Below are 13205 nucleotides of genomic sequence, written 5' to 3'. Positions count from 1 at the left end.
AAATAGCCAATTTAACTTTACTAATTCAAAGCCATGATAGAAAAGTCTGAGTTCTATAAAAGTAAAACTCTTTTTAAGGTTGAGTGGTGGATTTCTTAGTGTTCAGACTGCCTAAGCTTATGGTTGGCATATAGTCAGTAAATTGCATAAAGTGATTGAGTTGAGACGTTAGTATAGTTTTTTGCTCCTAAAACCTGTTAAAAGTAGTTAAAATAATGTGAAATCCAATCGTTAATTCTGTTCGATATGCAAAGTCTTTTCCTAGAACGTCTTCATAGCAGCGATCGCCCTGTAATTGTGCTAGATGGAGCTATGGGAACTAATTTGCAGTTACAAAACTTGACTGCTGAGGACTTTGGTGGAGCAGAGTATGAAGGATGCAATGAATATTTGGTAATTACTAAGCCAGAGGCAGTGGCAAAGGTACATCGAGATTTTCTAGCTGCGGGTGCCGATGTAATCGAAACCGATACTTTTGGTGGTACTTCTATTGTTTTAGGGGAATATGATTTGGGCGATCGCGCCTATGAACTCAGTAAAAAAGCCGCAGAATTAGCAAAATCCCTAACTCAAGAATTTTCTACCCCTGAGAAACCTAGATTTGTGGCAGGTTCCATTGGTCCAACTACCAAACTGCCAACTCTACTGCACATAGATTTTGACACAATGAAGCAGTCTTTTATCGAGCAGGTGGAGGGCTTAATTGATGGTGGTGTGGATTTATTACTAGTGGAAACCTGTCAGGATATTCTGCAAATTAAAGTTACCCTAAATGCGATCGAGGAGGTATTCCAAAAACGGGGGATTAGACTGCCACTTATGGTATCGGTAACGATGGAAGTGCAGGGCACAATGCTGGTAGGAACTGAGATCAATGCGGTTACAACTATTTTAGAACCATACAACATTGATATTCTGGGCTTAAACTGTGCCACTGGTCCCGATAAGATGACCGATCACATTAAATATTTATCAGAGCATTCTAAATTTGTAGTGTCCTGTGTGCCTAATGCGGGCTTACCTGAAAATGTGGGGGGTAAGGCATTTTATAAACTTACGCCTGAAGACCTCAAAGCACATCTTAGCTATTTTGTTCAAGATTTAGGGGTACAGGTAATTGGTGGCTGTTGCGGTACTCGTCCTGAACATATTCAAGCCTTAGCTGAACTAGCAAATGAATTAAAGCCCAAGGTGCGATCGCCTCAAATAACTCCATCTGCTGCTTCTATTTATAGCTCTCAACCCTATACTCAGGATAATTCCTTTTTAATTATTGGGGAACGCTTGAATGCTAGTGGTTCTAAAAAATGCCGAGATTTATTAAATGCTGAAGATTGGGATGGGTTAGTGGCTTTAGGGCGATCGCAGGTTAAAGAAGGTGCCCATATTCTTGATGTCAACGTTGATTATGTGGGACGGGATGGGGTGCGGGATATGCACGAACTGGTTTCTCGCCTAGTTACCAATGTCACGATTCCCTTAATGCTGGATTCCACCGAATGGGAAAAAATGGAAGCGGGCTTAAAGTTAGCAGGGGGCAAGTGCTTACTTAATTCCACTAACTATGAAGATGGAGAACCCAGATTTTGTAAGGTTTTAGAATTAGCAAAAACATACGGGGCGGGAGTAATCATTGGTACCATTGATGAAGAGGGCATGGCACGAACGGCAGACAAGAAATTTACAATTGCCCAAAGAGCTTACAAACAAGCAACAAAAGAGTATGGACTAGCTCCACAGGAAATCTTTTTTGATACCCTGGCTCTACCTATTTCCACAGGAATCGCCGAAGATCGGAGAAATGCGGCGGAAACCATTGAAGCTAACCGTCGGATTAAAGCGGCTATGCCCGATTGCCATATTATTTTAGGAGTTTCTAATATTTCCTTTGGACTGAATTCAGCTTCTCGGATTGTTTTAAACTCGGTATTTCTCCATGAGGCGCAAAAGGCGGGAATGGACTCAGCGATCGTCAATGCCAGTAAGATTCTTCCCCTTAATCGCATCGATCCCAAGGAACTGGAAGTAGCAAGACAACTAGTTTACGATGAACGCAAGTTTGAAGGAGATATTTGCACCTACGATCCCCTAGGAGAATTTACTAAATTATTTGAAGGCGTAACCACTAAAAGGGATAAATCCCAAGACGATAATTTACCTATTGAAGAGAAGTTAAAAAGACATATTATTGATGGCGAACGACTAGGATTAGAACAGAATTTGGCTATCGCCCTAAACACCTATGCTCCGTTAGATATTATCAATAATTTACTCCTAGATGGGATGAAAGTGGTGGGAGAATTATTTGGTTCGGGACAAATGCAACTTCCCTTTGTGCTGCAATCGGCGGAAACCATGAAATCAGCAGTGGCATACCTAGAGCAGTTTATGGATAAGGTGGAAGGCTCTAATAAGGGGGTATTCCTGATTGCCACAGTTAAAGGTGATGTCCATGATATTGGTAAAAACCTAGTAGATATTATCCTTTCCAATAATGGTTATAAGGTTGTCAATATCGGCATTAAACAATCCGTTGAGAATATCATTCAGGCATACGAAGAACATAAAGCTGACTGCATCGCTATGAGTGGGCTATTAGTCAAATCTACAGCGTTCATGAAGGAGAACCTTACGGAATTTAATAAACGGGGGATTAGCGTTCCTGTAATTTTGGGTGGTGCTGCCCTCACTCCTAAATTTGTCCACGAAGACTGCCAAAATGCCTACAACGGGAAGGTGGTTTATGGTCGAGATGCTTTCTCTGATTTGAATTTTATGGATGCCTATATGCCTGCTAAATTGGCAGGAGAATGGGATGATTATACAGGATTTCTCAATGGCAAATCTGACATTAACAATATGTTCAAGATGCCAAAGAAGTCAGAAGCGAAAGAAGAAGTAGAAATCTCAGCAGTCGATATTCCTGAAGGGGAAGATACTACTCGCTCTGAAACTATCTCTGCCGATATTCCTAGGGTTATTCCGCCCTTCTGGGGAACGCAAATTATTAACAATATTCCTTTAGAAGATTTATTTGCCTATTTAGACCTCCAAGCTCTCATCGCTGGTCAATGGCAATTCCGCAAACCAAAAGAACAATCCCGTGAAGAATATGATGCCTTCCTAGCAGAAAAAGCCTATCCTGTCTTGAATTATTGGAAAAAGCGCATCCTCGAAGAGAATTTATTAGAGCCAGTTAGTGTGTATGGATATTTTCCCGTGCAGGCGGTGGAGAATGAAGTAATTATCTATAATCCCGAAGATCATACTCAAGTTATAAGTTCATTTAAGTTCCCACGCCAGCGATCGCTCCGTAGATTATGTATTGCTGATTTTTATGCTCCTAAAGAATCAGGAATTATGGATGTAATGCCCTTGCAAGCGGTGACGGTGGGACAAATTGCTACGGACTTTGCTCAATCACTATTTCAAGCAAATCAATATACTGATTATTTGTACTTTAATGGTTTAGCTGTGCAGATGGCAGAAGCAGTTGCCGAGTGGACTCATGCTCGTATAAGAACGGAATTAGGCTTTAGTGCCGAAGAACCCAATAATATTCGGGATATTTTGGCACAGAGATACCGAGGTTCTCGCTATAGTTTTGGCTATCCCGCCTGTCCAAATATGCAGGATCAGTACAAACTTCTAGACTTACTCGATGCTAAACGGATAGGTTTAACTATGGATGAAAGCGAGCAACTGCACCCTGAACAATCGACTACGGCTTTGGTTGCCTATCACCCTGAAGCCCGTTATTTCAGTGCATAGGCTGCAAGCAAAATTATAATCGTACACTATTTGACACTAATCTTTTTCTCCTGTACTGAGCAGCAGAACCTAAGCAAACCGAACTTTAGGAATTGCATTAATGAACCTACGGGTATAGTCCTCTTAATCATTCCACAGATTTTTTGTTATTGGACCAAACTAAAATTTGATATTCCCAGAATGGCTAATTGCTTTATGAAATATCAAGCTATATTGCAACATCTTAAAAATTTCAACTATTGACTCCGACCAGCCAAATGATTAAATTCAAGATGATGGGGAGAACTGATTTTCAACATTCGATCTGGACGATCATGAAGTCCAGCAAAACGTTCAATACGCGTCTTTGTTTTAGCAATACTTATAGAGCCTGTTTCATATCTATTATGAGCAAGATGTATGATACTTAGAAAATGCTAAATCCATACTCAAGTAGCCTAACAGATAAAGAATGGGAAATTATAGAACCATTGCTCCCAAAGAAAAAGCAAACTAGACCGCCAACTTGGACAAAAAGACAAATTTTAGACGGCATACTCTACCAACTCAAAAACGGTTGTAATTGGCGAGATATGCCCCGAGACTTACCACCATTCTCTACAGTCTATCGATACTACAAGGAGTGGAAAGATACAGGTACATTTACTGCGATTATGGAAACCTTGCATTCAACAGCCCGTGAACAGTCAAAAAAAATCAAAATGGACAACTTTAATCATCATTGACTCACAAGCAGTGAAAAATACTTGTAATGCAAGTATAGAATCCAAGGGCTTCTGCTCCTACAAAGCAACTAACGGGATCAAAAGACATTTAGCCGTTGACACTCTGGGATTTCCTTTCTTTACCTATTTAACAAGAGCAAATGTATCAGATGACCAAGGACTGATTGAGATGTTAACGATTAACATTGATTACTTCAAATCGAAACCAGATGACATTACGCTAACTACGATATTGCTGGATAGTGGTTATCATATCGAGAAACTGATCCAAGAACTAGAGAAGATATATCCTGAGATTATGACTAAGATTAGGTTTGAAATTTCTCCTAAGGTATCAAAGCAACAGAAGGCAGAAAAAGGTCTGTCTGGGTTTGTAGTTGTGCCGACAAGGTGGGTAATTGAAAGGTCAAATGCTTGGGTTGAAAGATGCAAAATCTTAGTTAAGAACTTTGAGAGAACTCTCGTTAATGCTACAGCTAAACTCAATCTTTGCTTTATTCGTTTGATGCTAAAAAGAATTGCTACTCATGAGATATGAAACAGGCTCTATATGGTTAATACTCACAAAACGATATTGATAATCTCTTAGAAAGTTAGGTTGCCTCCAAAATGACTTGCCAATTTCTTGGCAGTATAGAACAAAACATTTAGCTCCAATCAATTGCTTAATAATGGACTTTTCGTCATTTTTTGTTTTTTTCAGCTCCACACAAATAATCACCTTTTTAGTGTTAGTATCAGCCACAATAATGAAATCAGCACGTTTACATTCACCATGCTCCCCTTTAAAGACTGAATCTGGTGACTTAAATGTATCTGCTTTAATGATAATAACTTCATCTTCATCGGGCATTCCATGAATTGTAACAAAGCAATCAGAAAGTTCAGGTTCTTTGAGAACAACTTTATTATCAGTTAATGGAACTAGAGCAATTTCCTTGATCAGCTCTTGGAAGATAGCAATATCAGACATTAATCTTGACCCCAAACAATTGCTTCCTGAATGCGATTCATTGTCTCAATGGTGGTATCAAAACTACGAGCTTCAATGCCAAATTCTGGATCTATATCCGCTGCAGTTAAAGTTTGGCATTTAGTTTTTCTTTTTTTACCTTCTAGTTTTATATCTGCTACTTCCGCAATATAAACTTTGATATTTTCAGTAGAAATCAGTTCCTCTTGACGATAACCTTCCTGTTTCGCAATTCTCTTGAGGTGAGGTTTTTCATGATTGAGCATAATCAGCGTATTTAGTTCTTTAATAATGTAATCACTGTGCGTTGTCATAAAAACCTTAATTCCGAGGTTAACTAATCGGGCAAAAAGTCTTGCAACACGACGCTGATTTTCGGGATGCAAATTCAATTCTGGTTCATCTATTATTAGTAAATCACCGAGTTGAGCCTCGTGTCTTAAGTAGAACCCGATATCTAAAAGAGAACGTACTGCACTAGAACTTTCATCCATAGAAAGCTTAATTCGTCTACCTTTCGGCTGATAATACAACTCATCATTGCGAGTTACAGCGTACTCCCCTCCTATAATATCCGCAAAATCTGCTAGTACATCGGGATACTTATCAGCAATAAAACTACTTTTTTTAACAATGCTTTCAAGTTGCCGAATAAAATCTACATTTGTTTTTATGGGCAGGGCATAATCTCCATAATCTTTAAGTAGTAATTCAATTCGATCAATATTTTGTCCAGCTTGGCTTATTTCTTCAATCAATCGATTACGGTCAAAATTTAAGTCTTTCCGAAAAATGGCTGCACCAGTACGTTCACTACTAGCGATGAAAGGGCGAGGGAAAAGCGGATCGAAAATGATCTCTTTAAGAGCATCAGTAATAATACGCTCAATGATTTTAACGGGAATTTTTACCTTCTCTTTTTCAACCAATAAAGTGACAACCAATTCTGTACTTTCTTCACTTTTGGTGATCGAAAAAAAGGATACCTCACCAGAGCCAATTTCCGACTTAAATCTTTTAGATAAAACTATATTTTGGCTATCTAATTCTACTTGAAATTTTGATTCTCTAAATCTTTCAGTCGATGCTGCAAAAATCTTTGGTAATTCTTGGGTGTATGCTATACAACCTTGAGTCACTATATGATCCACTTGATTAACATATTCTTGTAGATCAAGACGAATTACCCCATCGCTAAGTAGTTCTTCGATCTTTTTATCATCAATTTTTATCAAAAACAGCTTACTCCAAGTAAATAAGAAGCCAAAAAGTGCATAAGTGGCGTAAGTTTTTCCAGTATTGTTACAGCCACAAATAATTGTTAGGTCACCCAGAATAAATTCAGCTTGTTCTAAAGTACCAAGATTTTTGACTTTAATTTTCATTATTGTATATTCAGTAGCAATTTTGCCCGAACTAATTCATTGGTGCAATTTATCATGGCTTTGGCAAACTAATTGTTTACACACACCAATGATTTTGGAGCTATAAAAAGTAATTATAAAGTAGCAAATACTCTTAATCTAAGCAAACTGAACTTTAGGAATAGCATTAATGAGCTTGCGGGTGTAATCCTGTTGAGGATTGGTACAAATATTTTCAGTGATATTAATTTCTTCAATTTCGCCTTTATTCACGACCATAATGCACGCCTTGCAATAATTTGACGCATTTCACTACTCCTAGATCACCACCCTACTATACAACCTGAAAAGTAAGACAATCGCCTCATCAACACCACCTTGCCAGAGCAAATCTTCCTCCTTGGCTAGACGACCTAAAGAACCATCAATATGAGTAAATCCTAGGCAAACCATTGAGAAATAGCATTATTGTAGGGATCAGCTAGTTCTGCCAGAGCCAAGTTAATCACAGTTTGATCATTAATGGCAATTTCCAGATTTTGCGTTGCATCTTGCACACAGCCCAGTTCCCAGTAATTACCAAATAGCTCTGTTTGTAAATATGATTCCCATGCTAGGCGATCGCTCTCAGAAACAGATACAACAATCCGACTTGATCCTTCGCCAAATAATAAATTATCCCAAGATGTTACGGGATCACCATCTGCTCTAAGATTTTTTAAATTAACTTGAGCCGAGAGATTTGTTGTAATTGAAGATTCGGCGATCGCTATTGCCAAACCTCCCTCAGCGCAATCATGGGCAGATTTGATCCAGCCTTGATTAATACCATAGCGACATACTTGCTGAACTTTTCGTTCTAAGTTGTAATCCAGAGGTTGAGGTCTGCCCGTAACTTGATTATGAATTACAGCCAAATATTCTGATGCACCTAAAGTTGTGCGATCGCTCCCAATTAGATAAATCACATCCCCAACACTTTGCCAGCCCTGTCCACAGATTTTTGTAATGTCATTCACAATGCCCACCATCCCAATTACAGGAGTGGGATAAATAGGTTGGGATTTACCCTCAGAATTAATAGTTTCGTTATACAGGGAAACATTGCCCCCGGTCACAGGGGTAGATAATTCTCGACAAGCCTCAGCAATTCCCCGACAGGCTTCATGCAATTGCCAATAACCGATCGCTGTTTCGGGACTACCAAAGTTTAAATTATCAGTGACTGCCAACGGTTCTGCGCCCACACAGGAGAGATTTCTCGCAGCTTCGGCTACTGCCAACTTTGCCCCTTCGTAGGGGTCTAAATAGACATAGCGGGCATTACAATCCACTGTGGCAGCTAAACCGATAGTTGGTAATTCTGGATTTAAATTAGCCTCACCCACGCCAAAATCTTGCGCTCTTAACCGAATTACTGCCGCATCTCCATGACCGGGTAACAGGATGGTATTATTTTGCACTTGATGATCGTATTGTTTATAAACCCATGCTTTAGAGGCGATCGCAGGACTGGCTAACAACTTTAATAAAATTTCATTTTGACTCAGATCGGTAGGATCGCTGCCTAGTTTAGCTAAATACTTAAGTTGCCAATCAATAAGTGATAATCCTTCCCCAGTAGCAATTACCCAACGGCTATAATCGTTCTCGTTCCATTCCCAAGCTTGTTTTGCATATTCTGGAGTTGGGGCTAATTCTCGATGATAAAGCGGTGTATTGTCGGCAAGGGCAGAGGCGGGTAAATCCACGACTATTTCGCCTTTGTGTAAAATTCTGACAATTGGCTCCGAGATGATTTCTCCTGCCACCACAGCATGAAGTCCCCAGCGATGAAAGATTTCGATTAATTCTGCTTCCCTACCAGTTTGTGCTACAAATAGCATCCGTTCTTGGGACTCGGACAATAAATACTCATAGGCAGTCATCCCCTGTTCCCGTGCTGGCACTTTATCTAAATCCAAAATCACACCCACACCACCTTTGGCTGCCATTTCTGAAGTAGAACAAGTTAAACCTGCTGCGCCCATGTCCTGTGCTGCGACCACTGCCCCTGTTTTAAATGCTTCTAAACAAGCTTCAATTAGTAATTTCCCTAAAAATGGATCACCGACTTGGACGGCGGGGCGATCGCTTTGGGATTTATCGGATAATTCGGCACTAGCAAAACTTGCCCCCTTAATCCCATCTCTGCCCGTTGTAGAGCCAACATATAAAACTGGATTACCAATTCCTGCTGCCCCAGACTTGACAATTTCCTTAGTTTCCAGAATCCCTATCGCCATAGCATTGACTAAAGGATTACGGTTATAGGCAGAATCAAAATAGACTTCCCCGCCAATGGTAGGTACACCCGTACAGTTACCATAGCCAGCGATGCCACTGACAATGCCTCGCACTCGGCTGCGTACCCACGGATCGGTTAGCTCCCCAAATCTGAGGGAATTTAAAATAGCAACAGGTCTGGCACCCATCGTAAAAATATCGCGCAAAATCCCACCAACACCAGTGGTTGCACCTTGATAGGGTTCGACGGCAGAAGGGCGATTATGGCTTTCAATCTTAAAACAAACGGCAATGTCATCACTAATCTTGACTACGCCTGCATTTTCCCCAGGTCCCACGAGAATTCTTTCACCTGTAGTCGGAAATTGTTTCAGTAAAGGACGGGAATTTTTATAGCAGCAATGCTCTGACCACATCACCCCAAACATTCCTAATTCTGCCCTGTTGGGTTCTCGACCGAGGCGATCGCAAATCATTTGGTATTCATCAAGGGTTAAACCTTCAGCTTTAATTTGAGCAGGGGAAAATCTTAGTATTTGGGAATCGGCGGTCATAGTTAGGAAAAATTTTTGACTTGTAATATTGATCTTATCCCGATATTGGAGAGGCAATAGCTGTTTATAGTTTTTTTGTCGAGACAACCATGCTGTTTTGGGTTTTAGGGAGGAGATCGCTAATTAATTTTTTGTGAAATGGCAATGTTGCAGATATTAAACTTGTTTTTGCTAGACTACATAACCAAAGGCTCATTACTTTGAGGAAATTTATGAGATCAATCGAGCTACTAACAGAAGAATTATTATCTCTTCCTAGCATTTCCAGAGGACTAATAGCAGAAAAATTAGTTGAAAGCTTAGAATTTGATGTTGATCCAACTATTCAAGCAACATGGACTACTGAAGCAAAAAAAAGACGTGATCAAGTTCGGGATGGTCTTGTTCAGGCTGTTGTGGGGGAAGATGCACTAGCTCAGGTAAGACAGTTACTTGCGTAATGAAGTATGTATTTCACCCTGAAGCACTAGCAGAATATTCTGATGCAGTTCAGTATTACTCCCAGCAGAGAACTGAGATCGCCCAGAGATTTATCAATGTGATCGAAGATGCAATTTTTCGGATTAAAGAATCACCTGAACGCTATGCTGCAATTGATGAAGATATTCGACGGTGCATGGCACAAAAGTTTCCCTATGGAATTCTTTACACAATTGAACAAGACTACATTCTCATCTTAGCTGTGATGCATTGTAGTAGAGAAGTTGGATATTGGAAGAATCGAAAATAAACACGAATAAACTTACTGGTGATGCTTAGAATACAGAGTCTTTGACCCCAAAAGTAATATCATGCCTCTAGCTGTTTAGATGGGCAGTTTGTAGATGGCTCCAAAGTTATCAAAGCGCATTTCTCTACAAAATATGTTGGCATTGCCGTTTGTGATCCAAGTGGCAGTGGCGATCGCCGTTACAGGTTGGTTATCTCTAAGTTATGGGCAGGCGGCAGTCAATAAAGCTGCTAAGCAGTTACGGTTAGATGCTAGCGATCGCATTAGTCGGAGTTTAGATGATTATTTAAAGGTTCCCCATCAAGTTAATCAGCTTAATCTTGGTGCCATTAATGCGGGGAGCTTACGCTTAGATAATTTTGAGCAGGTGGGACAGGTATTTTTCCAGCAAATGCAGATATTTAATATCAGCTATAACAATTTTGGTACGCTTAATGGTGACTATATCGGAGTAGAACGCTTAGACAATGGCACTTTAATACTGCATGAAGTTTCTAAAAATACGGGAGGAAAGTACAACACCTACACTATTGATCCTCAAGGACGGCGGTTACATTTAATTAGCTCTGAATCAGATACTAGTATATTTCTGGAATCATGGTTTAGTGATGCGATCGCCGCCAAACATCCCATCTGGAGCAAAATTTATGCGTGGAATGATAAGCCAGACGTACTATCAATTTCCGCAAGCTATCCCATTTATGATCCTAATGCTAATTTAATCGGCGTAATTGGTACGGACTATGTCTTGACTCAGTTTAGTGAATACCTCAAGGGCTTAAAGATCAGTGAATCAGGTTCAGCTTTTATTGTGGAGCGATCAGGCTTATTAGTTGCTAGTTCCCGTGGTATCCCCCTACGTTTAGTGAATGGTAAGGCACAAAGAATTCCCGCCGCCGAAAGTAGTGATCCATTAATTCAGACAGTGGGCAGAAAATATCTTAGTAGTTCGGCTCTGAAAGATATTCAGCAACTGCAAGAACTACAAATAACCATAAATGAGCAAAGACATTTTATGCAAATCAAGCCTTGGCAAGATCAATATGGTTTGGATTGGCTGATTGTGGTGGTGGCACCAGAGTCGGATTTTATTAGTAGTATTGGTGCCTATACCAGTGACACATTTTTGCTGTGTTTAGGTGCTTTGGTATTATCCATCGGCTTTGGGGTGGTTACTGCCTATTGGTTGACTATTCCTATTCGCAAGTTAAATGATGTTACAAGGGCGATCGCTGAAGGGAATTTAGATCAAACCGTCAAGTTAAGTGGCATAGATGAATTAGATACATTGGCAGAATCCTTTAATACTATGGCAGATCGGCTGCGATCATCTTTTACAGAGTTGCAATCCAGTAATGAAGAATTAGAAGCAAGGGTTGAGGATCGTACGATAGAGTTAACTATTCTCAAGGAATTGGCAGAGGCAAATCAAGATGCGGCTAATACGGCAAATAGAGCCAAAAGTGAATTTCTTGCTAATATGAGTCACGAACTGAGAACTCCTCTCAATGGCATTCTGGGGTATGCTCAAATTTTGCTGCGATCGCCCAATCTTAATGCGAAGGAACTAAACGGGGCAGGAATTATTTATAAATGTGGAAATCATCTACTGACCTTGATTAATGACATTTTGGATTTGTCTAAAATTGAAGCTCGGGGTATGGAACTCTCGCCTAACCATTTTGATTTTCATGGCTTTTTGCAAGGTGTAAGGGAAATTTGTCAAATTCGGGCTGAGCAGAAGGGCTTAGAGTTTAAGTATGAACTCTCACCGCAACTGCCTAAGGGAGTTTATGCAGATGAAAAAAGACTGCGCCAAGTATTAATTAATCTGTTGGGTAATGCCATTAAATTTACTGATCGCGGTGCGGTGGGCTTAAAGGTAGATTGTCTAGGAATTGCTGGGGGAGTATGTAAACTGCGGTTTCAAGTTGCAGATACGGGGATTGGCATGAGTGAAACCCAAATCGGTAGGATATTTTTACCCTTTGAACAGGTGGGCGATCGCCAAAAAATGACGGAAGGTACGGGGCTAGGATTGGCAATTAGTCAAAAAATTGTCCAGGTTATGGGTAGTCAATTGCAGGTAAACAGTACATTGGGAGCTGGCAGCAGTTTTACTTTGGATTTGGAGATGCCACTGTCAACGGAATGGGCAGACTCGGCATTAGAGCCGTTGGTTATAGTTGGCTGTAAGCAAAAAGGATACAAAATTTTAGTTGTTGACGATATTGCTGATAATCGGATCATCATTCACAATCTTTTGGAACCACTGAGCTTTGAGGTGTTTGAAGCAACTAATGGGGAAGAGGGATTAACTCAGGTAGAGAATCTTAACCCTGCCCTTGTGATTACCGATCTATTAATGCCGATTATGGATGGGTTTGAGCTAATTAGACAATTAAAACGGAGACGGCTAAATATCCCCATCATTGCCTCTTCTGCCAGTGTGTTTGAGTCCGATCAACAACAAAGCATTAATGTTGGAGCTGATTATTTCTTGACTAAACCTGTGCAAGCGGAGGAACTCCTATATTTACTTCAGATTTATCTCCATGTGGAATGGATTTATGCTGATACTCCTGCTGCAACCATCCTAAGTTCTAAAGTAATAGTCCCTCCTGCGGCTGATGTGCTGAATCACCTACGGGAACTGCTACGCCGTGGGAATCTGCGGGAGTTGATTAAACAAGCTGATATATTAGAACCAGAATTTGCGGATTTTGCCCAGCAGTTACGGCAATTGGCTAAGACCTACCAAGAACAGGCACTGGTTAAATTTATGCAGCAATTTACTTAGTA

9 protein-coding genes are annotated in these 13205 nt (G+C 40.2%); 6 read left to right on the top strand and 3 right to left on the bottom strand.

The features are described from left to right. Positions 1–246: 246 nt before the first annotated feature. From metH to SYN7502_RS09810, 3 genes are all read left to right on the top strand, one after another. Complete coding sequence (gene metH, locus SYN7502_RS09820) at positions 247–3771, top strand: methionine synthase (RefSeq protein ID WP_015168681.1); 3525 nt, start codon at positions 247–249, stop codon at positions 3769–3771. Between the two features lie 413 nt (positions 3772–4184). Further along, entirely contained in the window at positions 4185–4496 is a 312-nt protein-coding gene (locus tag SYN7502_RS09815) for a transposase (RefSeq protein WP_041429164.1), read from the top strand. Next, entirely contained in the window at positions 4450–5034 is a 585-nt protein-coding gene (locus SYN7502_RS09810; protein ID WP_371257757.1) for a transposase, read from the top strand. The genes SYN7502_RS09815 and SYN7502_RS09810 overlap by 47 nt, the downstream gene beginning before the upstream one ends. Here the strand turns inward: SYN7502_RS09810 and SYN7502_RS09805 are convergent. The 3 genes from SYN7502_RS09805 to purL all read right to left on the bottom strand — a co-directional run bounded on the left by SYN7502_RS09805 (position 5005) and on the right by purL (position 9673). Continuing rightward, positions 5005–5469 (bottom strand): hypothetical protein, encoded by a 465-nt coding sequence (locus SYN7502_RS09805; protein WP_015168680.1) that lies wholly within the window; start codon positions 5467–5469, stop codon positions 5005–5007. The genes SYN7502_RS09810 and SYN7502_RS09805 overlap by 30 nt on opposite strands. After that, a complete protein-coding gene (locus tag SYN7502_RS09800; protein ID WP_015168679.1) occupies positions 5469–6854 on the bottom strand; it encodes an AAA family ATPase in 1386 nt (461 codons plus the stop codon). Before SYN7502_RS09800 ends, SYN7502_RS09805 begins: the two co-directional genes overlap by 1 nt. Before the next feature lie 419 nt (positions 6855–7273). Beyond that, positions 7274–9673 carry a phosphoribosylformylglycinamidine synthase subunit PurL gene (purL, locus tag SYN7502_RS09795; protein WP_015168678.1) on the bottom strand — a complete coding sequence of 800 codons (2400 nt, stop codon included), beginning with the start codon at positions 9671–9673 and terminating at the stop codon, positions 7274–7276. 212 nt (positions 9674–9885) lie between these two features. Between purL and SYN7502_RS09790 the strand changes: the two genes are divergently transcribed. From SYN7502_RS09790 to SYN7502_RS09780, 3 genes are all read left to right on the top strand, one after another. Continuing rightward, positions 9886–10113, top strand: coding sequence for an addiction module protein (locus tag SYN7502_RS09790; RefSeq protein ID WP_015168677.1), 228 nt, complete (start codon positions 9886–9888; stop codon positions 10111–10113). Then, positions 10113–10403: a type II toxin-antitoxin system RelE/ParE family toxin gene (locus SYN7502_RS09785; protein ID WP_015168676.1), complete on the top strand. Its 291-nt coding sequence runs from the start codon at positions 10113–10115 to the stop codon at positions 10401–10403. The genes SYN7502_RS09790 and SYN7502_RS09785 overlap by 1 nt, the downstream gene beginning before the upstream one ends. Positions 10404–10497: 94 nt before the next feature. Continuing rightward, a complete protein-coding gene (locus SYN7502_RS09780; protein WP_015168675.1) occupies positions 10498–13203 on the top strand; it encodes a hybrid sensor histidine kinase/response regulator in 2706 nt (901 codons plus the stop codon). The last annotated feature ends 2 nt before the right edge of the window (positions 13204–13205 follow it).

Source organism: Synechococcus sp. PCC 7502, assembly GCF_000317085.1.
Classification (GTDB): Bacteria; Cyanobacteriota; Cyanobacteriia; order Pseudanabaenales; family Pseudanabaenaceae; genus PCC-7502.
The sequence above is the reverse complement of the archived record's forward strand: the minus strand, read 5'-3'. Positions and strand labels throughout refer to the sequence as shown.

Excerpts from the sequence above, each read along its gene's own strand:
- SYN7502_RS09815 (WP_041429164.1), top strand. The coding sequence starts at position 4,185 with ATGCTAAATCCATACTCAAGTAGCCTAACAGATAAAGAATGGGAAATT.
- SYN7502_RS09800 (WP_015168679.1), bottom strand. The coding sequence starts at position 6,854 with ATGAAAATTAAAGTCAAAAATCTTGGTACTTTAGAACAAGCTGAATTT.
- SYN7502_RS09780 (WP_015168675.1), top strand. The coding sequence starts at position 10,498 with ATGGCTCCAAAGTTATCAAAGCGCATTTCTCTACAAAATATGTTGGCA.
- SYN7502_RS09790 (WP_015168677.1), top strand. The coding sequence starts at position 9,886 with ATGAGATCAATCGAGCTACTAACAGAAGAATTATTATCTCTTCCTAGC.
- SYN7502_RS09785 (WP_015168676.1), top strand. The coding sequence starts at position 10,113 with ATGAAGTATGTATTTCACCCTGAAGCACTAGCAGAATATTCTGATGCA.
- metH (WP_015168681.1), top strand. The coding sequence starts at position 247 with ATGCAAAGTCTTTTCCTAGAACGTCTTCATAGCAGCGATCGCCCTGTA.
- SYN7502_RS09805 (WP_015168680.1), bottom strand. The coding sequence starts at position 5,469 with ATGTCTGATATTGCTATCTTCCAAGAGCTGATCAAGGAAATTGCTCTA.
- purL (WP_015168678.1), bottom strand. The coding sequence starts at position 9,673 with ATGACCGCCGATTCCCAAATACTAAGATTTTCCCCTGCTCAAATTAAA.